This window comes from Acidiluteibacter ferrifornacis (assembly GCF_009909615.1).
GTDB lineage: Bacteria > Bacteroidota > Bacteroidia > Flavobacteriales_E > Vicingaceae > Acidiluteibacter > Acidiluteibacter ferrifornacis.
In genome coordinates this window covers 34740-56617 of the sequence record NZ_WWNE01000003.1, presented here as the reverse complement: position 1 = coordinate 56617, position 21878 = coordinate 34740, and the positions used below count along the sequence as shown (strand labels likewise).

The following is a 21878-nucleotide window of genomic DNA, read 5'->3' as shown; positions in this document are numbered from 1 at the left end:
TTTCCTTTTATTAGATTAAATTTTTAAAACCTAGAATTATGAAAAAGTATGTATTCGGAGCTATTATTGTTGCTTTCACAATAGCGTGTAATCAAGAAGAAGTAGATAAACTGAACCAAGAAAATGCAAATTTAGAAAGTCAAACAATTTCTAAAGACTCTACAATAAATGAGATGATGGCAACTTTCAACATTATTCAAGAAAACTTAGATGAAATAAAGCGAAGAGAAAATCTAGTTGAGATTAATACCGATGGAGATGCCGAAAGAAGTTTGGGAAGAACAGAAAAAATAAATAGAGACCTTCAGCGAATTAATCAGTTGATGATTGAAAATAAGAATCTAATTGCGTCCTTGAATAAGAAGTCTAAAGCCTCTGGAGCCAAATTAAGTGAATTTGAAAGAATGATTGCCAACTTGAATAAGAGAGTGAAAGATAAGGATGGTGAAATTTCTCGATTGAAAGAAGAATTAGAAGGAATGAATTTTAAAGTGAAAGAATTGAACCAATCCATTGATGAGTTGGCATTGGAAAATATGAGAAAACAAAAAGAGTTGGAAGCAAATATTGATGAATTAAATACAGCTTATTTTGCATACGGTACATACGAAGAGCTAAACAGCAAGAATGTATTGACCAAAGAAGGTGGGTTTTTAGGCCTTGGAAAACAAGAAGCTTTGAAAGATGGCTTTAATACAGAGTATTTTAGTATCATTGATAAAACCAAAACAAAGTCCTTTTTAATTTATAGTAAAAAGGCAGAACTCGTGACTAATCACCCTAAAGGATCATATAAGTTTATTGGGGATGATAAAAGAATTGATAGTTTGGTTATTACAGATCCTGACTCGTTTTGGAAGGCATCAAAATACATGGTGGTATTGGTTGATTAGTCAGATTGTTTAAACTGATTGATTAAGGGCCGAAGTTAGCATTTGCGAGCTTCGGCTTTTTTATTCCGTCTTCAGCTGACAAATGGCCTGATACGCCATAAAGCCCATCCCAATTTCAAGCGCACTCTCGTCTATATCAAACTGTGGATGATGTACTTTTTGGGTAATACCTTTCTCTTTATTGCCAGTCCCTAAGCGATAAAAGCACCCTTTAGTGTGATGTGTATAATAGGAAAAGTCTTCTGCGGTCATCCTTAAGTCTAGATCTATCACATTTTCTGCACCTAAGTATTGTTGAGCTGCTGCGTATGTAATTTTAGTGGTACTTTCATCATTACACAAAAAAGGATATCCCTTATGGATCTCAAATTCGCATAATCCACCCATCCCTTCTGCAATACTTTCAGCTAATTTTTTCATTTTTTGGTGAGCATCTGCCCTCCAATCTTCATTCATTGTCCTGAAAGTTCCTTCAAGAAAAACCTCACTAGGTAAAACATTGGTAGCTCCGTTCCCTATAATTTTACCAAAACTTAATACCGTAGGTACTGTAGGTGGAGCATTTCTACTTACAATTTGTTGCAGGTTCACAATAATTGTAGAAGCCATCAGAACAGCATCAACTGTATGTTGAGGTAAAGCACCATGTCCGCCTTTCCCAATTACCTTGACGTGTAGTTCATCTGCACTTGCCATATACATTCCACTCCTCAAACCAACCTTGCCCACTTCTAACTCGGGGTATACATGTTGCCCAATAATGGACTCTACATTAGGGTTTTTCAAAACTCCAGCACTTATCATTAATGAAGCTCCGCCGGGTAATTTCTCTTCTCCAGGTTGAAAAATAAGCTTGATTGTTCCCTCAAACTCCTTTTGGAGACTATTTAAGATTTTGGCGGCTCCTAAAAGGCAAGCCGTATGAACATCATGTCCACAAGCATGCATCACTCCATTATTTTTTGATTTGTATGGAACTTCGTTTTTTTCTTCTATGGGTAATGCATCTAAATCGGCGCGGAGAGCTATGACCTTTTTACTTGGATTATTACCTTTTATTAGGGCTATTATACCATGTCCGGCAACGTTTTTTTGATAAGAAATACCGTACTCATCCAATTTTTTTTGAACAAATGAGGCAGTGTTTTCCTCTTCAAAAGAGAGTTCAGGGAACTGATGCAAATGATGACGAATGGCTTGTACCTCTCTAAAATTAGCCTTTGCTTTATTTTTAATATCGTTTATTATATCCACCTGATGTTTTATTAAATATCCATGCTCAATGATAAATAGAAAATAGATTTATCGTTAACAACTCCATTTTCGATTCCCCAGGCCCAATCTGCTCGAACAAAATAGCCCAATAACATGGTTCTTAATCCAAACCCGTATCCACCAACTATCGGATCATTGAGATTAAAAACGTCAATTTCAAATGGTTTTTGATAAATGTTTTCGGTATTGGATGGGTTTTTGTCATCAAATGGACTAGAACCAGTCCATGCTGTTCCTGCATCTGCAAATCCAATTAATTGGAAGTTTTTTATAAACTCTGATTGTATAGGCTTTCTTATGAAATAGGAAAATACAGGGAAACGCAGTTCGCTGTTAAAGACCATGAAATTATTTCCATTTCTTATATTTTGAAGGTGACCACGCATATTAGTGGCGATCGTTTGAAAGCGATAATTTTGTGTTTCATCTATTTTAGTATCATCAAAGTTATTGGAGGTTTTCCACCAATCATCAACTCCTCCCATGTAATAAATGAGTTTATCTTTACCAAATGACGAGCTCCCCGCTAGTCGCGTTACAAAAATTAGTTGTCGACTAATTTTTTGATAGTTTCTAATATCAAAACCTACAACATATAGGTTTCCATCCGTATTGTCATTATTTTCATCAAATACCTTTTGGTAATACTCTCCAAAAACTTTTAATCGAGTTCCATACTTAATATTTAGGGCAATGTTTCTGGTATTATCAAAGACATAGGCCATCTTTAAACTTCCCCAGGCCTCGTTTCGGATTGGTGTTTCAAGCGAATTCGCACTAACAGATAAAGGCACAATACGGTCGTTTCTGGCGGTAACAGTACCCCTTAAGCTGGCAACTTCACTGAATGGATAGATAAGAGAGTAAGTTCCTTGTAGGGTGAAAATGTCGGCAGGTGTATTCCCAATTTCTGAATTAGTTTTTATTCGGCTTAAAATGTACTCTTTATCTAATCGTTTTTTTAAATCTTGAAAACCTAATAAATATTCTTGACTATTGCCTGAATATCTGAAGCCTCCGTATACTCTGTAATCCTCCATTAAGTCAACAACTCCTAGTCTCATTGTAGCTCCCAGCCCCGGGTTATTATAAGGTCTTCCAGTGAATACTTGGTATTGACCATTTAAAAAGGTATTGTTCAATTGAATATCAGAATTGTCAATCTTGAAATTCAAGTTGTAATTTCTTTGGTTTGTGAGTGCGAATGCTTTTTCCTCTTGTTTAACAGGAGCGTCCTGATCAATTGTGGTGATGGGTATTACTGTTCTTTTTGCTTTTTTCTGATTTTCAAATTGGTAATTATTAATATCAAAATTTTCATCTCCTTTTAGTGTTGATTTGGGTTTTGATATTAAAACAATGGTTCGTTCATTGTCGTTATCTTTCCTTCTAGCTTCTTCGGATTTAGACGATTTTTTATTGCGAATTTTCTTCGGCTCTTCTTCCGTTTTTGATTTGGAATTAAAGTCTTCAACAGTCAGCAAATACTTGTCATTATCAAATACAATTTCCGAATAATTAGAGCCTGATAGGGAGCTGCTCTGCTCTGAAATGTTTCTACTATAGGTTGTCGAGTTTTCTTTCGTGTAAAAATAATTGTAGTGAATAGTAGTATCTATTCGGCTAACTGCGCTATCAAACTTGGCGATATGTCTTCCATAGGTTGCATCCTCTATACCCAAATAGGCTATTGAACCGTTGAAATTAATGGGCATTTTCTCCGTTAAGTTTGCTGTGCTATTTACCCGAACTAATCTAGGCTCTTTTGATTTGTAATCGATTACAAAAATATCTCGTTTGTAATCCAAGTCTTTAATCAGAATTGATGTGGGGTTTAAACTGTCGGTAATTCTATTACTAGCAAATGCTATAGCATGTCCTCCCTCTACAAAGGAAGGATGTAAATCGTCAAAAATATCATCCGTTATTTTTTTCTGTGTATTTCCGCCTATATTGTAGAGGTATAAGTCGGTTTGTCCATTAAATACAGCTGATAGAACCATTTGTTTACCGTCTGGAGAATAATCAAAACTGAGTATCTTCTCTAGATTAAATATGGGTTTCTGATACAATTGTTCTTCTTCTAGGTTATACGTACATAGTAAAACTTGTCCTTTTTCCTCTCTGAAAAAAGAAAGTAATTTACCCGTTGGATGCCATTTTAAAACTGGATATGAATAATCTACAATTCGATCTAATTTATGTTCATCTTTAAATATTCGAGTGCGTTTATCGGCAACACGGTCATAGATAAATACCTTATATTGTCCTCTTTGATTGGTGCTATATGCTACCTTATTGCCGTCAGATGACACTTTTAGTTGTTGGTAGGCTCTGTTTTTTCGAGTTTTAAAATCCAATTGAGCATTGGTTTTAGTGTATTCTGGAGCACCATTATTCATGTAATTGTTCTGATAAAACTTAATCCAACTATTTTTAAGATCATCAAAGCCAGTACCGATTACATAAATAAACCCATCTTCAACATCACGAGTAACTCTTGTCATGTATAAAATGTTGCTAATGGTAGATGGTCCGTATTTGTCTGCAATGTAGCTCCACATAGCATGACTTGCCACCGTAGCTTCTTTTGGGTTTAAACGATTAAATTTATCATACTTTTCATTCGTGATTCCATCTTTAATTCGATTGATAACTTCTGGATCGTCTCCTTTAGTTAAATAGGAAATTAATCCATTAACATACCACTGAGGCAAAGTAAGTAAAGCTGAGTTTTTGATAACATCTTTCCAGTTTCCACCATACATCATCTGATAAATTAAAACTTCTATTATTCCAGAATTTATCTGTTGATTTAATCGCTCGTAATCACCCTCAAAATACAAAAAGACCTTTGAGCCTACAATTCTGGTCACTCCACCTATGCTGTAGGTCTCATCTGAACTTAGTCCTATGTTGCTTTGTTTGAAATCAGAGTGTTTGTTATAAATGACAAATTGAATTTTCTCATCTAATACGTAATCAAAAAAAGCTTCTTGCTTTTTTATCTGATGATGGGCATATTCAGCAGTATACTCTGCTAATTCTTTTCCACCAGTATAAAAATAGGTCTCATATTTTTCAAAACGATAGAACTTCCATTCAAAGTTCTCATATTGCACCCTATTTTTACCAAAATCCATGTTGCTTCCATTATAAAACTGGGCATCAACAGTTAAGCTAACCAACAGAAGAAGGGTTAGCGTAATACCTCTTCTTAAAAGATGAGATGGAAAAAAGTGAAGGGTTTGTTTCATATTATAGTGGCATAAAATTAATTAAAATCTACGTTAACCATTATATTTGTTGTCGCTAAAAACAATCGCTATATGTTAAAGATTAAAATATTTACATTCAATCCCTTTCAAGAGAATACTTATTTACTATTTGATGACACCAAAAAGGGGGTAATTGTTGATTGCGGTTGTTCCAACTCTTCAGAAGAAAAGGAGATTTCTAATTTTATAGCTGACAATAATATTGAAATCGTTCATATTTTAAACACCCATTGCCATATCGATCACGTTATTGGGTTGGACTTTGCTTGTTCGAAGTATCAATTGCCTGTTCAATTTCATAGAGCTGACTTGCCTGTGTTAGAGGCAGTGCCAAGCTATGCCTCTATGTATGGATTTTCAATTCCAGCTTTTGGAGGAGAAATGAAATTTATTGAAGAAGGTGAGGTTATTCAGTTTGGAAACACTCAGTTGGAGGTTATTTTTGCGCCTGGTCATGCACCGGGTCATGTTGTTTTTGTTGCAAAAAAGGAAAAGTTGATAATTGGTGGCGATGTTTTATTCTACAGCAGTATTGGTAGGACAGATTTGCCTGGTGGTGACTATGATACTTTAATTGAGTCTATTAAAACGAAGTTATTTCCAATAGGAGACGATTTTACAGTATACCCTGGACACGGTCAAAAAACAACAATCGGTTTTGAACGAAAGAATAATCCTTTTTTAACTCAATAGTTTACATTCCGTAATCTGGGCCATTGTAGGTAGGAGAGCTACAGTTGACAGGGTCGTCTCGCAAAAAGTAAAACTGAACACTTACCAATAGTGGACGATAATTGTTATTGAAATAGCTTAAAGTAGACTTCCCGTTTTCAAAAGGTTGTATAGATAAAATTGGAGTTTCTAAACTAGGAACAATTAAAAGTTTCTTGAATGCACGAAAACCGATTCCTATTTTATAATGCAATTGAACGGTTAACTCATCTGGAGTGGTTGGGTTAAGTGAAGGTTGGTCTCCTGAATATTCACGATCTTCTATAAGAATGTAATCTCCATTAAAACCAATAGAATTACTTAAAAACGTGTTTTGACTGAGGTGGGTTGAATGTGTAGCATTAAAGTATAGTCCTAAATTATGGTCACTAAATGAATAAGTGTTCATTAAATCGGGCTGTGCAGTTCCATTTTTTACTGTAGATTGTGTTTCTTCTGTTTCTCCTCTAAAAAGCTTGTAGCTTATCCCAAAGTCAATGAAATGAATCAATGAGGGGTTTTCGAAACTGTGAAACCAGCCTGCATGAATAAAACCTCCAATTTTTCCTTTGGCATTGGCTTCGTAAGTAGTCTTTAGTGTGTCATTTTCAATTAAAGTTCCGTTGGTTTTCGGAGCAAAAGTGTAAGTGAGGCCTGGAGCCACCATAAATCCACCATTTCGCAATTCTCTGTCTAGTGGAAATATGGCGCCGCGTTCTTTTCTCATTTGCGCAATACTTCCTATAGATAGAAAGAATAAAATAATTACAAGAATATTCTTCATACTAGATTAAACTTAAAATCTCCTGTTCTATTTCATTGCTGTCCCAAATAGTTTCAATTTCTGGTTTAGCCATGATTTGATCCATTATTGCTTCTTGCTTTTTACCTTGCTTTAAAGCAGTGGAATAAGGGGTGTGGCTAAATGTAACTTGTGAATATAAAGGCATCCACTTGTCTGGGTATTTAGAATATAATTTTTTTTCAATTTTCTTTCGCAAAAGGAAACTTTCATCAGCAACCTTGTCTCGCATTTCTATAAAATTCTGAATAGCCAAATCTGCGATGGCATCACCATTTGGTTTACGCTCTCTGGCAAAGTCAGCAAATAGTTTTGTCCAGTCTCCATCGAAATCTGCCGACATTTCTTCGAATACTGAACAGTCTTCAAATCCACTATTCATACCTTGTCCGTAAAAAGGAACGATGGCGTGAGAGGCATCTCCCATTAAAATGATTTTGTCTTCATAATTCCATGGTTCACATTTCACAGTGACAAGCGGAGAGGTTGGATTTTCGAAATAATCATTTACTAAATCAGGCATTAAACCTACTGCATCTGGAAATGTTTCATTGAAAAAGTGGAGAACATCTTCTTTCGATTGAAGCGATGCAAAGGAGTTTTTCCCTTCAAATGGAAAAAATAAGGTGCAGGTAAAACTGCCATCCATGTTAGGCAATGCAATCATCATAAATTCGCCTCTTGGCCAAATATGAAGAGCATTCTTATCTATTTTATGTGTTCCATCTTCATTCGGAGGAATACTTAATTCTTTATATCCGTGCTTTAAATAAGTTTGGGAAAAATCAAATCTAGGAGTTTTTTGTAGTCTCAATCTTACAGCGGAAAATGCGCCATCCGTACCAAAAATTCGGTCGGCTTTAAACTTATTCGTTTGGTTTGTTTCAGAGTCTGTGAATTGAAGTTCGTTGGTGTTTAAATCAATGTCTTCACAAGTTTTATTGAAATGAAAATTAACATTTTCATATTGGTCAGCAATGTTCATCAGGGTTTGATTTAATCCACCTCTGCTCACAGAATAAATGGCTTGGGCATCTTTACCATAGGGCTGACTCGTTAAAGTTCCATCCACGGCATGCATTATTCTTCCGTACATAGGAATGGCCGTTTCTTTTATTTTTTCATCTACACCGGCCATCTTTAGAGCTTTCCATCCTCTATCGGAAAGTGCTAAGTTTATTGACCTACCAGCGCTTAATTCTACGAACCGCATATCAGGACGACGTTCAAAAACCTCTACTTGATAACCTTTTTTCGCTAATAAAATGGCCTCTAAAGACCCTACTAATCCTGCTCCGACAATTGCAATCTTTTCCATACTCTTTGTTCTTATTTGTTTAATCCTGCTTCCAATAATTGTCCAAACTGATATACATCTTCGAATGAATTATATAAAGGAACAGGCGCCATTCTTATTACATTGGGCTCTCTCCAATCTGCGATTACTCCTTTTTCTGTGATAAAATCAAATAACTCCTTTCCAGTTCCATGTGTTAAAATAGAAATTTGAGAACCCCGCTCACTGACTTTTTTAGGGGTAATTATTTCAAAATTTGCAGCAGGATTTCGATTAGAAATATCATTAATAATGTATTCTAAATATCCTGTTAACGCATCTCTTTTTGCAAACAAATTCTGCATTCCTGCTTCTTCAAATAGATCCAAAGAAACTTTATGAGCGGCCATAGCTAATACCGGCGCATTGCTTAGTTGCCATCCGTCAGCCCCAACTGCTGGTTCAAATCCTTTCGCCATTTTAAATCTTCCTTCAGATGGTGTTCCCCACCAACCTGCAAAACGTTTGAGCTCTTTGTTTTGTTCATGTCGTTGATGTACGAAAACACCGGAAACGCTTCCTGGCCCCGAATTTAAGTACTTATAGGAGCACCATGCGGCGAAATCAACGCCCCATTCGTGAAGCTTCAATTCAATGTTTCCTGCTCCGTGAGCTAAATCAAATCCGACAATAGCTCCTGCTTGATGACCTTTTTCAGTAATCGATTTCATATCGAATACTTGACCTGTATAGTAATTGACTCCGCCGATCATGACTAATGCAATTTGGTCACCGTGAATTTTTAATGCATCGTAAATGTCATCATGATTGATGGTGTGTTCTCCAATCCTAGGTGGAATTTCTATAATGGCATCTTCTGGATCAAATCCATGAAATTTAACCTGACTTTCTAAAGCGTATTGGTCTGATGGAAAAGCTTTTGCCTCACATAATATTTTATATCTCTTGCCTTTCGGCTGATAGAATGAGGCCATTAAAAGGTGTAAGTTGGTCGTTAGTCCATTCATTACGGTAACTTCACTTTCTTTGGCTCCAGCAATCATAGCTGCTCCTTTTTTAAAGTTTTCGTGATAGGAAAACCAAGGGTTTTTAGCATGAAAGTGTCCTTCAACGCCAAATCTTGCCCAATCATCTAGCTCCTGTTCAATGGCTTCTTTTGCTCTTTTCGGCATCAGCCCTAAGCTGTTTCCAGTGAAATAGTAACAACCGTTTGGATTAAAGTTTGGGAAATGAAATTCAGATCTAAATCGTTTTAACGGATCTTTCTGGTCTTGTTCCTTTGCGAAATCAAGTGAGTTGATATAGTTCATGTGATTTTCTTTTGCTTCAAAGATACAAACCTGAAGAATGTTTTATGCCATTCAAAAAACTTTCGATAAAAAAAGATGAATCAAAAATGGAAAAAGCAGTATGCTTTCAATGACCCCTGAGTAGTAATACTCCTTTTTGTGTGGATTGATTGCAAGAATGAGGGGGATTGCTAAAAGAGAACTTATGGCATAAGATTGGACAATGATTTGGGTAGAAAGTTCATGAAAACTAATGAGGTAAAACGTGATTGATAAAGTGAGGAAGCCAGTTGCAGAAAGGAGTTTGCTTTTTTTAACTCCAAGTCTTTGAGCTAATGTTTTAATCTTTAATTCGGTGTCGTAATCAATGTCTCTAATATCAAAAGGAATGGTTTGGAGTATCACATAAAATGTGATGGAAAGGAATAAAATGGCGTAATTTTTAGAACAATAAAGGGAGTTGGAGATCATAAGTGGCAAACCGAAAGTACTCAAAGACCAAGTTATTCCAATGACAAAAAGTTTTATGAAAGGAATGCTTCTTATAGCGGGAATTGATTTAAGGTCAACAACATACCAAAATGAAATAAATCCAATTGGAATTAGAATGACGAGGACTTTCATTGGAAGCAGAATCAAGCAGTAAAACGCGAGGCCTGACAACAAGAAGTTCATAAGAAGGAGGTGGTTTTTATGTTTTTTAATCCAGTTTAACCTCGCAGAGCTAGGTGTAGAGTTAGTTTTTCTTATTCTAAATAATCGTTGAAAATTATAGGCAACATTTGTTGCGCAAAAAATAAATAGACTAAGATGAAAAGCGAATTGATCGACTCCGAAAAACAAACAATTGAGGTAGGTTAGACTTGCAGCGCATAGAGAAACAAATACATTTCCATAGAATAGAAAATTGCTGAAATGTATGATTGTAGCCTTCAAATTTAGTGGTGGTATATGAGAGATGTAAAGTTAGAACCAGAGCGATATAAAATCAATTTTATTCGAGGTTTATTGAATCATTAAAAACACTTTTTGTAAATGGCTGTTTTGATTTGTAGAAATGTGGAAAGTCAATCTATTTTAACTATTTAATTGTTAGTATTTAAAAGCTTTTTTTATTGTTTTGTTTTAATCAGGTTTGTGCCATTCAAAATAAGCTAAAAATTAGCAAAGAAACATTTCGATATGAGTATATTTGTCCACTAATTTTTTAACTTAAATACCAGATTACAGATGACAACCGCTGAGTTTAAATCAAGACATATTGGTCCACGCGATAGTGAAATCCAACAAATGTTGGACGTGATAGGAGTGAGTTCAATTGAAGAATTAATCAACAAAACCGTTCCTTCAAATATCCGACTTGACAGAGAGTTGAATGTTCCTAAAGCGATGAGTGAGTTCCAATTTATAAAACACCTAAAGGAGCTGGGCGGTAAGAATAAATTATACAAATCATATCTTGGGTTGGGTTATCATGGAACAAAGTTGCCGGGAGTAATTCAAAGGAATATTTTGGAGAATCCAGGCTGGTATACAGCCTATACTCCCTACCAGGCTGAAATTGCTCAAGGTAGATTGGAAGCATTGCTTAATTTTCAAACTATGGTTACTGACTTGACCGGAATGGAAATCGCAAATGCATCGTTGTTGGACGAATCTACTGCAGCAGCAGAAGCTATGGCAATGTTCTACAGCAGCAGGAGTAAGGATGCAAAGAAAAATGAAGCTAACCAGTTTTTTGTCTCTCAGGAAGTACTGCCACAAACTATATCATTGCTGCAGACCAGAGCGGAGCCTTTAGATATAGAATTGGTAATAGGAGACCACCAAACATTTGAGTTTACCAACAAGGTTTTTGGTGCAATTGTTCAGTATCCGGCAATGAATGGTGAGGTATATAATTACAAATCATTTGCTGAAAAAGTAAAGAATAATGATGCATTTTTAGTTGTAGCGGCAGATATCATGAGCTTAGCAATTTTGGAGGCTCCTGGTCAATGGGGAGCAGACGCAGTAGTTGGAACTACTCAGCGGTTTGGTATCCCAATGGGTTACGGTGGTCCTCACGCTGCTTACTTTGCAACAAAAGAAGAATACAAAAGAAATATACCCGGAAGAATTATTGGGGTTTCTGTAGATGCTAGTGGAAATAGAGCATTGAGAATGGCCTTGCAAACTAGAGAACAGCATATTAAACGAGATAGAGCTACTTCAAATATTTGTACAGCACAAGTATTGTTAGCGGTTATGTCAGGTATGTATGCTTGTTATCATGGTGCTGAAGGAATTAAAGCGATCTCAACCAATATTCATAGGTATGCCAATGCCCTTAGTGTAAAGTTGAGCGAGTTGGGGTTTAAAAACCTAAACACTGACTTTTTTGATACCATTCAAGTGGATACTGCAAAATATACTGCAGACCAAATAGTGGCTGCGGCTTTGATTGCAGAAATTAATATTAGAAAAGTTGATGAATCTACAGTTTCTATTAGTTTGGACGAAACAGTAGAGTTGGATGACTTAAATGAACTGTTACATGTTTTTGCTAAGTTAGTAGGGTCTGATATTACAATCAGTAGAGACGAAATTGGTCCTATCTCAATTCATGAATCAATTCAGAGAACCACTCCGTTTTTAACTCATGAGGTATTTAATCAGTATCATTCTGAAACTGATATGATGCGTTACATTAAGAGTTTAGAGAATAAGGATTTGTCGTTGACTCATTCCATGATTGCTTTAGGGTCATGCACAATGAAATTAAATGCAGCTAGTGAGCTGTTTGCACTTAGTTGGCCGGAGTTTAATAATTTGCACCCGTTCGTGCCAGTTGATCAGGCAGAAGGTTATACTATCATGTTGCACAATTTAGAGCGATACTTATCGGAAATTACTGGGTTTGCACAAACCTCTTTGCAACCCAATTCAGGTGCTCAGGGAGAGTATGCAGGGTTGATGGTTATACGTGCTTATCATATGGATAGGGGAGATCATCATAGGAATGTTGCTTTGATTCCTTCCTCTGCTCATGGAACAAATCCTGCTTCAGCAGTTATGGCGGGAATGAAAGTCGTTGTAGTGAAGTGCGATGAAAGAGGGAATATTGATGTTGCAGATTTGAAAGAAAAGGCTGAAAAATATTCTGATGAATTATCATGTTTAATGATTACCTATCCCTCTACTCATGGTGTGTTCGAAAGCTCAGTAAAAGATATTACTAAGATTATTCATGAGAATGGAGGCCAAGTATACATGGATGGTGCTAATATGAACGCTCAAGTTGGACTTACAAATCCAGCTGAGATTGGAGCTGATGTATGTCACTTGAATTTACATAAAACATTCGCTATCCCTCACGGTGGTGGTGGCCCAGGGATGGGGCCAATCGGAGTTGCAGCTCACTTAGCGCCCTTCTTACCAACCAACCCGGTTGTCTCAACAGGCGGAGATAAGGCAATTACAGCAATATCAGCGGCTCCATTTGGAAGTGCTCTAGTTTTGACTATCTCATATGCTTATATTAGAATGTTAGGTGCAGTTGGTTTGAGAAATAGCACTGAGTTTGCGATTTTAAATGCTAATTATATGCGTGTGTTACTTGAGGAAAAGTATGATGTTCTTTATAAAGGAGAGAATGGATTTGTAGCACACGAAATGATCTTGGACTGTAGAGGGTTTAAAGCTAAGTCGGGTATAGAGGTGGTTGATATCGCCAAACGATTAATGGATTATGGATACCATGCGCCTACTGTTTCATTTCCAGTGGGAGGAACATTAATGATAGAGCCTACAGAAAGTGAAAGTAAAAAGGAGTTGGATCAATTTATTAAAGCAATGTTATCTATTTATTCTGAAATAGAGTCTATAGAAAATGGAATTGCAGATAAACAGAATAATGTTTTGAAAAATGCACCTCATACACTAAATGAAGTGGTAAGTGAAAATTGGGATTATCCTTACACTAGAACTAGAGCTGTATTCCCATTGTCTTATATTCAGGTCAATAAATTTTGGCCATCAGTTAAAAGAGTTGATGATGCTTATGGGGATAGAAACTTGATTTGTAGTTGTGCCCCCATTCAAGATTATGAAGAGCCAGTCTTAAGCGAATAGAACCGTTTAAAACGTTAACATAAATTTAAACTTTTTGTAAAAATCTATTGATTTAATAAAAAAGTCTTAACTTTAGGGTTGATAAAAATTGTTTAACTAAAAACACACACAATGAAAAAGAATTACTTTTTAACAGGTGCACTTGTTTTAGCTTCTACCTTCGCTTTTGCTCAGCAAGAGAAAATGGTAGGTAAAGTGATGGATGAGAAATTAGTACCTGTAACTGCAGAAGATTTGAAGAATGCTTCTTCAACTGTAAATTTTAATAAAGCGGAAGGCGATACCTTATTTTATGAAGATTTTGGAACAGGATTTTCTACCAATGGCTGGGTTTCTAATGATATAAGCCAGAATGGTTTTGATTGGATTTATACTACTGCTGCTCCAGGTGGTCAGTATTCTTCAACAGTACCAGCAATCACTTCAACTACAGCAGCCAATGGTTTTGCTTCGTTGAGATCAGATTTTTATAACACTCCAACTCCTGGTGGTGGATTCATTAATATGGATTCTTATTTGACTTCTGGTCCTATTACTATTCCTGCTACAGGAAACGTGTTGTTAAGATGGCAACAAAATTATCGTTACTGCTGTAACCAATCAACCGATTTATTGGAAGTGGAAGTTAGTAGCGATAACGTAAACTGGACAACTTATTCAGCAAAGCCGGGGGTTACTCCAAACACCGTAGTTAATGCTCCAATTCAGGTGAATATTTCGACAGCAGCAGCAAACCAAACTACTATTTACATTAGATTCCATCAAACAGCTAGCCACTATTACTGGATGATTGATGATATCGCAATCGTAGAAGGAGCTTCTAATCAGTTAGAATTGACCAGAGGGTTAAGCTCTTTTGGAAATACGGACAGAGAAGGTTTTTATACTATGGTTCCATTTGCCATGACTCAACCTATTTCTTTCAGAGGAGAAATTAAAAATGATGGAGGTTCTAACGCAACCAACACTAAACTAAAAGTAAATATTACTAAGGGTAGTTCGGTAGTTTACAACGATTCTGTTTCAGCAGCAGCTACTTTAGCTCCTCAAACTTCTGATACAGTAGATATCGTAACGCCTTATGCAAATACAGATGGTACTGGAGATTATACCATCAACTACAGTGCAGTTGCAAGTGCAGCAAGTTCTGACATGGCTCGTACAATGACATCTATCGACTTTACAATTACTGATACTATTTTTGGTAAAGATTATAATGTTGCCAACGGTACTGTTGGGCCTGGTTCATATGTTGATGGAGATGCAGCTGGTTCAAGAGTAGCTGTTCGATACAACTTAAAGCAAGCGGCTAAATTAACTTCAGTTTCCTACTTTATTTCAACTTCTACATTGAATATTGGTGCTGAAATTAAATCTAAAGTATGGGGGTTTGATTCCTCTCAAGCTTCATTGAATGATGCAATGAATGTTCCTGGAGTTGTAGCTCAGAACCCAATTCCTTATATCATTCAATCAACTGATGTAGGAGCTTGGGTAACTTTCCCAATGATCCCAGCTGTTACATTACCTGCAGGAAATTATGCTGCTGCTGTAGAGCAAAGTAATGCAAATACTGCTACCGTTGATTTTACTTTAGGTAGAGCATTGAATTCTGAAGCCTTGCAGCCGAATAACGAAACACCAAACTACACAACCTATTTATATCCTGCGGGTGCTGCTGCACCATCATGGGGATGGATTACTCGTCAACCGATGATCAGAATGAACTTCGGTGAATTATTACCAATTGGTATTAATGAAACTAAAGAAGCAATTAACCGTTTCAACGTTTCTCCAAATCCAAGTAATGGACAGTTTAAAGTTCAAATCGATGCTGAGAACGCGAGATTTAACCTTTCTGTAAGAAATATGATTGGTCAAGTAGTTTACAACGAAGATATTTCTGTAAACAATACTTTGACTAAGAATATTGATTTATCAAACTTAGATAAAGGTATTTACTTTGTTTCTTTAGAGAATGGAGTGAATAGAGAAGTACAAAAAGTGATCATCAAGTAATTGATAAGATAACTAAAATTTATAGGAGCCTCCTTGAGTAATCAAGGAGGCTTTTTTTTGTTTATAGAAATTGGTTGCTGGAATTGAAATTAATTTTGGATTTGGATTGATGAATGCTAAAATGCTTATATTTAGGGAAACAAAAACTAAAACCTATGAAAGGATTCTCTCTTTTAATCGGACTCCAGCTGCTATTTATGACTGTAAGCTATGGCCAACAAGATAGCGTTAGGGACAATCTTTTGGATCTAATGCCAGCTGCTATTTCAGTAGATGAACTGAAGTATAAAATTTTGGCAACGCCCAACAAAGCACAGGGTGATACTTTATTTTATGAGGATTTCGGAAATGGATTTTCCACGAATAATTGGAGGACAACAGACACTTCAAATAAGGGATTTGATTGGATTTATACAACCTTGGCTCCAGGTGGCCAGTATTCTATTATTGCTACTCCAATTGCCTCTACTACTTCCGCTAACGGCTTTGCGTCATTACGATCAGACTTTTACAATACCCCGACTCCCACAAGCGGATTCATCAATATGGATAATTATTTGACTTCAGGTCCCATTGTCATTACTCCAACTAAAGTTGTAATACTTCAATGGCAGCAGTCCTTCCGTTATTGTTGTAATGCAGCTACTGAGCGTATGGAAGTTCAAGTAAGTACAGATAGCATAAATTGGATTACTTATGACGTAAAAGGAGGCAATACTCCCAATACCTTTGTTGATGAAAAGAAACAATTAAACATTACTTCAATTGCAAGCTATGAAGATACTATATATGTCCGATTTTATCAAAGTGCGAGTCATTATTTTTGGATGATAGATGATATAGTTATTCTAGAAGGAATTGATAACCAATTGGAGTTAGTAAAAGGATTGAGCTCTTTTGGTACTGTTGATAGAGAAGGATTTTATACCAAAATACCACTTCATTTATTACAACCATTACAATTTAGTGGCGAAATTAAGAATGTGGGGGCTGCTGTTTCCACTAATCCAAAGCTGAAGGTTAATGTTAAAAAAGGAGGGGTTATGGTATACAGTGATTCTGCTTCTAATAAAAACTCATTAAATCTTAATGAATCAGACACAGTTCGTTTATTACTGCCCTATTCCAATCATGATGGATTTGGAGATTACAGTATTAATTATTTTGCAGCTGCTGACTCAGTGAATACGATAGACTCTCTAACTTCACAGTCTATTTCTTTTTCAGTCACAGATACTGTGTTTGCGAAAGATTACGGAGTTTCTGGCGGTGCAATTGGACCAGGCGCCTACTTAGGAGGAGATGATGCTGGTTCAAGCATTGGAACTCGATATAGTTTTAGGTTTGGCACTATTGTTTCAACTATGTCTTTTTATGTATCTCCCTCTACTTTAAATGTTGGAGCAGTTGTCAGCGCAAAGATTTGGGGTTTTGATCCTTCACAGTCAACATTAAATGGAGCGTTTAGTGTTGGTGGGTTGAAGCAAAGTTCATTACCTTATACCATACAAGCGAGTGACCTAGGAACTTGGGTGACATTGAATGTTTGTAATAATAATATTCTTCCAGCAGGTATGTATGTGGCTGCGATTGAGCAGTTAAATAATAATACAACTTCAGTGGAATTGAGATTAGGACGTTCAATTAATTCAGAGTATTTACAGCCAAATGACCAAACCGTTGGCTATAGTAGTTTTGTATATACTGCTGGGTCAACCACACCAGAATGGAACTGGATAACAGCTTTACCAATGATAAGAATTAACACCACAATATATAATAGCTGTCGATTGGTATCAGTTAATAATGATGAGTTGGTTGGTAGTTATACAATTAATCCCAATCCAAGCGATGGTCATTTTAGATTGAAATTTAATGATCTTAACTTTAGAATCAATTTATCCATTAGAAATGTGATTGGTCAAGTAGTATACAACGAAGATATTTCTGTAAACAATACTTTGACTAAGAATATCGATCTTTCTAACTTAGATAAAGGTGTTTATTTTGTTTCTTTAGACAATGGAGTGAATAGAGAGGTGCAAAAAGTGATCATCAAGTAATTGATAAGATAAATAATGTTTATAGGAGCCTCCTTGAGTAATCAAGGAGGCTTTTTTTTGTTGTTATGAGCTTTTTTTAATTTTCCATTATGAACAATTATAACTGTTGTATGAAATGGAGAATAAGTATTAATTACAAAATCTGTAGAATTGATTAAATTTAAATATTGTACTTACTCAATGCATTTTGTTATGAAAAAGAAATATACTTTAGCTGTTGTATTTTTTATCATTTCCATTTTATCATTTGCTCAACAAGAGCAATTGATTGGAAATTGGGTTGATGAAATTCCAAGGCCAATATCAGGGAATGAGTTAAAAAATACTTTTACCACAAATTTTGCCAAATCCCCTGGAGATACTTTGTGGTACGAGGACTTTGGAAATGGATTTTCTAATAATGGGTGGATTGCGAGTAATAATGCGTCCAATGGATTTAATTGGATTTATACTACAATGGCTCCTGGTGGGCAATATTCTACTGTAATACCTCCTATAGCATCGACAACAGGAGCAAATGGTTTCGCATGCTTACCTTCAGATTTTTATAATACTCCAACTCCTGCTGGAGGATTTCTCAACATGGATTCATATTTAACCTCTGGACCTATTTCTATAGTTCCTAAATCGAGTATTAAGTTAAGGTGGCAGCAGTCTTATCGATATTGTTGTAATCAGGTAATTGACGAAATGTTAGTGCAAGTGAGTTCCGATGGTATTAATTGGACTTCATTTAATGCTAAGCCTGGAGTAAGCGCTAGTACCTCATTCATGGGTGATTTCGAAGTGGATATCTCTCAGGTTGCAAGAAATCAAAGCACAATTTATATTCGATTTTATCAAAATGCGAGTCATTATTATTGGATGATAGATGATATTGCTGTTGTAGAAGGGGTAACTGAGCAATTAGAATTGGAAAAATCATACCATTCGTTTGGCTCTATTTTTAGAGAAGGTTTTTTCTCAATTGTACCCGAGTCATTATCTCAGCCATTAGCATTTGGGGGAGAAATTAGAAATAGCGGGGGATTAACTGCAAATAATGTAAAATTAAAAGTTAGCGTATATAAAAACTCAACAATAGTATATGAAGATTCTTCCGGAATGGTTACTAGTCTAGCTCCTTTGTCCAAAGACACTTTTTATTTGAACAATTCATATCAGAATACAGATGGAGTTGGAGATTATACGATTAATTATTTGGCAGAAGGACTTTTGCCTAGCTATAACCCTTCATTGGAAAAAGATGCCATAACCTATAAAATAAGTGATACGATCTTTGCTAAAGATTACAATATTGCAAATGGTATCATCGGTCCTGGTTCATATGTTGATGGAGATGCTGCTGGTTCAATGATTGGTACTAGATTTAACATTGATAACACGGTTAACTTAACTTCTGTTTCTTATTTTATTGCTTCTTCCAATTTAAATGTTGGTGCTCAATTTAAGGTCAAGATCTACAAATTTGATACTTCTCAGAGTACCATTAATGGAGCCTTGGTATTAGCGGCGCAAAGTCAGAATGCCTACACTATTCAGGCTTCAGATTTGGGAACTTGGGTTACTATCCGAGTTGATACAATACTTGCTCCAGGGTTGTATGTTGCTGCGGCAGAGCAATCTTTAGCAAGTAGTGCTGCTATTAGTTTTTCACTAGGCAGGTCTAGAGCTACTGAGGATTTACAGCCAAATAATCAAACTTTGTTTTTAAGCAATTTTGTGTACACTGCAGGTTCTTTACAGCCCAATTGGGGATGGATAACCGCACAGCCTATGATTAGGATGAACTTTGGAGATTTATTACCTGTAGGTATTAAAGATTCGAAAGAAAGTGGTAACAATTTTAGAATTTCTCCAAATCCGAGTAATGGACAATTTAAATTAGATATTACAGCGGATCAAGGGAATTACGTTTTATCAGTGGCTAATGTTTTAGGACAAGAAGTATACGCTGAGAATGTTACCATTACTCATAGATACTCAAAAAGTATTGAGTTAACATCGTTAGATAAAGGTGTCTATTTTATTTCATTAAATAATGGCATCACCAGAAAAGTTGAAAAGATAATTATTCAATAATCTATTAATTCGAGTTAAAGCGTCCTTAAGAAAATTGAGGACGCTTTTTCTATTCTATAAGTCCTCTTTGGGTTGAAATAAATTTGTCTATAAATTATTAAACTTTTTTATCTAACTTTAGTAGATTGATTATCTTGACTTAATAAAATTAAACAACATGAAAACAGTTGCCTTTTTTTTGACAGTATTGTCGCTGTCACTATCCCCCCTGATGAGTCAAGTAAACTTAAAGCAATTCGAAGTTGCAACACATCAATTGGTAGCTGTTTCGGTGGATGAAATACGGAATAAGCCGATCATAAATTCTATCAATAAAGCACCCGGTGACACTTTATGGTATGAAGATTTTGGGAGTGGTTTCTCTACTAATCAATGGACTTCCACAGGTAATACTCCATGGATTTTTACAACACAGGGGCCAGGTGGTCAATACTCTACTAATGTAGGGCCGTTGACTTCAACTACCAATAACAATGGCTTTGCATCTCTTCCTTCCGATTTTTACAATACCCCAACACCTCCTGGAGCAAATTTTCAAACTATTAATTCATCTATAAGTTCCGGTTCAATTGGCATACCAGCTAAATCGTCCGTGCTAGTTCGGTTCCAACAAACTTTCAGGTATTGTTGTAATTCTAATACAGATATTTTTGAGTTTCAAGTGAGTACAGATAATATTAACTGGACAAGTTTTGATACAAAATTATCGGTATCGGCTAATAGTCATACATTCAATTTAATGGAAATCGACATTTCTTCAGTAGCTGCAAATCAAACAAGCATATACCTTAGGTTTTATCAACTGGCTACACATTATTATTGGATGGTTGATGATATTGCTATTGTTGAAGGGCAAGGAATTTCAAATAACGGAATTACTATGCCTGACACCTATTTATACAACTACCCTAGTCAAGGAGGGTCGTATAGTATGATGCCTTGTGGAGCGACTAACTCACTATATCCTGCTGCACGAGTGAAAAATGAAAGTGGTATAAATTCCAATAATGTTCAGTTGAAAGCTGCTGTTGTTTCAGGAGCAAATGTGTATTACTCTGGAATTTCTACCAGTTTGACTCAATTGCTTCCAAATTCTGACAGTGTTTTGATGATGCAAGGTGCTGTAAACAAACAATTGCCCCAAGGAGTCTATAACGTAGTCTATAAAACAAACTCATCCATACTTAGTCAAAATACAAATGCCGCCAACTATAGTTTTACAGTTACAGATTCAGTTTATGCACGTGATTACAATCAACCTACTGCGGAAGTAGGGCCTGGAAGCTTTGTTGGTGGGAATGTGAACGGTTCTTGTCTTGCATTAAGTTATGATTTGTTTCGTTCAGAGGCTTTAAGTTCTATTTCATTTTATGTCACTAACAATCCTTTAAATGTTGGTGCGGGTGTAAAAGTCAGTGTCAGGAGTTTTGATACTACTGCTGGCTCTTTGAATGCTGCTTTGAATACTGTCATTGCTCAAAGTGCGAATACTTACGTGGTCCAAACTTCTGACTTAGGGCAGTGGATTAGTATTCCTTTTATGAATCTAGTGACAGCTGCTCCTGGAAGGTATGTTGCAGTTGTAGAGCAGTCTGATGGGTTTCAAAATGGACGTGAGTTATACATGGGAAGAGATGTGAATGCAGAGAACTATCAGTCATTTGACAAGGATTTTATATCATTTCTTTATGCAAATGGTGGCTTTGTACCTAATTGGGGAGTTATTAATACCATGCCTATGATTCGGCTAAATGTAGCGACCCCTTTGACTGGAGTTTGTGCGCCAGTTAGTTTGAAGGAAGAACAAGAAAATTCTGAGGCTTTTCAAATTCAACCGAATCCTACAAAAGGGGTTTTTAACCTCATTTTACCTTTGTCTTCAGAGGTAAGCGAGATTATTATATACGGAATAGAAGGTAGGGTGGTTAAGCGTTTATCCATTTCAAATGGAAACTCTCCTTTCAGAATCGATATGACTGACCAACCTAAAGGACTGTACTTTATTCAATCCATTGCTCACGGAAGAATGATCACGCAAAAGGTGGTTGTTTACTAA

General features: G+C 36.0%; 13 protein-coding genes. 7 read left to right on the top strand and 6 right to left on the bottom strand.

What is annotated here, in order from left to right; translation table 11 throughout:
• The first annotated feature begins 38 nt into the window (after positions 1–38).
• Positions 39–893, top strand: coding sequence for a Cbp1 family collagen-binding glycoprotein adhesin (locus GQN54_RS00560; RefSeq protein WP_160630906.1), 855 nt, complete (start codon positions 39–41; stop codon positions 891–893).
• A gap of 60 nt (positions 894–953) precedes the next feature.
• Here the strand turns inward: GQN54_RS00560 and GQN54_RS00555 are convergent, their stop codons facing one another.
• Complete coding sequence (locus GQN54_RS00555) at positions 954–2147, bottom strand: M20 metallopeptidase family protein (protein ID WP_160630904.1); 1194 nt, start codon at positions 2145–2147, stop codon at positions 954–956.
• An 11-nt stretch (positions 2148–2158) separates the two neighbouring features.
• Positions 2159–5425, bottom strand: a complete 3267-nt coding sequence (locus GQN54_RS00550; protein ID WP_160630902.1) for a hypothetical protein — start codon at positions 5423–5425, stop codon at positions 2159–2161.
• A 72-nt stretch (positions 5426–5497) separates the two neighbouring features.
• Between GQN54_RS00550 and GQN54_RS00545 the strand changes: the two genes are divergently transcribed.
• Positions 5498–6139, top strand: a complete 642-nt coding sequence (locus GQN54_RS00545) for an MBL fold metallo-hydrolase (protein WP_160630900.1) — start codon at positions 5498–5500, stop codon at positions 6137–6139.
• Between the two features lies 1 nt (position 6140).
• Here GQN54_RS00545 and GQN54_RS00540 read toward each other — a convergent pair whose 3' ends face one another.
• From GQN54_RS00540 to GQN54_RS00525, 4 genes are read right to left on the bottom strand one after another with little or no spacing between them, the layout of a single operon-like run.
• On the bottom strand, positions 6141–6941 hold the full coding sequence (locus GQN54_RS00540) for a hypothetical protein (RefSeq protein ID WP_160630898.1): 801 nt from the start codon (positions 6939–6941) through the stop codon (positions 6141–6143).
• Position 6942: 1 nt separating this feature from the next.
• Complete coding sequence (locus GQN54_RS00535) at positions 6943–8277, bottom strand: FAD-dependent oxidoreductase (RefSeq protein ID WP_160630896.1); 1335 nt, start codon at positions 8275–8277, stop codon at positions 6943–6945.
• An 11-nt stretch (positions 8278–8288) separates the two neighbouring features.
• Positions 8289–9566: a kynureninase gene (kynU, locus tag GQN54_RS00530; RefSeq protein ID WP_160630894.1), complete on the bottom strand. Its 1278-nt coding sequence runs from the start codon at positions 9564–9566 to the stop codon at positions 8289–8291.
• A 51-nt stretch (positions 9567–9617) separates the two neighbouring features.
• Positions 9618–10169, bottom strand: a complete 552-nt coding sequence (locus GQN54_RS00525; RefSeq protein WP_160630892.1) for a UbiA prenyltransferase family protein — start codon at positions 10167–10169, stop codon at positions 9618–9620.
• A gap of 606 nt (positions 10170–10775) precedes the next feature.
• Between GQN54_RS00525 and gcvP the strand changes: the two genes are divergently transcribed.
• The 5 genes from gcvP (at position 10776) to GQN54_RS00500 (ending at position 21878) form a co-directional block, all read left to right on the top strand.
• A complete protein-coding gene (gene gcvP / locus GQN54_RS00520; protein ID WP_160630890.1) occupies positions 10776–13658 on the top strand; it encodes an aminomethyl-transferring glycine dehydrogenase in 2883 nt (960 codons plus the stop codon).
• 111 nt (positions 13659–13769) lie between these two features.
• Positions 13770–15677 carry a T9SS type A sorting domain-containing protein gene (locus GQN54_RS00515; protein ID WP_160630888.1) on the top strand — a complete coding sequence of 636 codons (1908 nt, stop codon included), beginning with the start codon at positions 13770–13772 and terminating at the stop codon, positions 15675–15677.
• Between the two features lie 155 nt (positions 15678–15832).
• Positions 15833–17740, top strand: coding sequence for a T9SS type A sorting domain-containing protein (locus tag GQN54_RS00510; RefSeq protein ID WP_160630886.1), 1908 nt, complete (start codon positions 15833–15835; stop codon positions 17738–17740).
• Positions 17741–17932: 192 nt separating this feature from the next.
• Positions 17933–19822, top strand: a complete 1890-nt coding sequence (locus GQN54_RS00505; RefSeq protein ID WP_160630884.1) for a T9SS type A sorting domain-containing protein — start codon at positions 17933–17935, stop codon at positions 19820–19822.
• Positions 19823–19979: 157 nt separating this feature from the next.
• Positions 19980–21878, top strand: a complete 1899-nt coding sequence (locus GQN54_RS00500) for a T9SS type A sorting domain-containing protein (protein ID WP_160630882.1) — start codon at positions 19980–19982, stop codon at positions 21876–21878.

Bases quoted from the DNA above. Each gene is read 5' to 3' on its own strand.
- GQN54_RS00560 (WP_160630906.1), top strand. From the start codon at position 39: ATGAAAAAGTATGTATTCGGAGCTATTATTGTTGCTTTCACAATAGCG.
- GQN54_RS00550 (WP_160630902.1), bottom strand. From the start codon at position 5,425: ATGAAACAAACCCTTCACTTTTTTCCATCTCATCTTTTAAGAAGAGGT.
- GQN54_RS00545 (WP_160630900.1), top strand. From the start codon at position 5,498: ATGTTAAAGATTAAAATATTTACATTCAATCCCTTTCAAGAGAATACT.
- GQN54_RS00540 (WP_160630898.1), bottom strand. From the start codon at position 6,941: ATGAAGAATATTCTTGTAATTATTTTATTCTTTCTATCTATAGGAAGT.
- GQN54_RS00535 (WP_160630896.1), bottom strand. From the start codon at position 8,277: ATGGAAAAGATTGCAATTGTCGGAGCAGGATTAGTAGGGTCTTTAGAG.
- kynU (WP_160630894.1), bottom strand. From the start codon at position 9,566: ATGAACTATATCAACTCACTTGATTTCGCAAAGGAACAAGACCAGAAA.
- GQN54_RS00525 (WP_160630892.1), bottom strand. From the start codon at position 10,169: ATGAAAGTCCTCGTCATTCTAATTCCAATTGGATTTATTTCATTTTGG.
- gcvP (WP_160630890.1), top strand. From the start codon at position 10,776: ATGACAACCGCTGAGTTTAAATCAAGACATATTGGTCCACGCGATAGT.
- GQN54_RS00515 (WP_160630888.1), top strand. From the start codon at position 13,770: ATGAAAAAGAATTACTTTTTAACAGGTGCACTTGTTTTAGCTTCTACC.
- GQN54_RS00510 (WP_160630886.1), top strand. From the start codon at position 15,833: ATGAAAGGATTCTCTCTTTTAATCGGACTCCAGCTGCTATTTATGACT.
- GQN54_RS00505 (WP_160630884.1), top strand. From the start codon at position 17,933: ATGAAAAAGAAATATACTTTAGCTGTTGTATTTTTTATCATTTCCATT.
- GQN54_RS00500 (WP_160630882.1), top strand. From the start codon at position 19,980: ATGAAAACAGTTGCCTTTTTTTTGACAGTATTGTCGCTGTCACTATCC.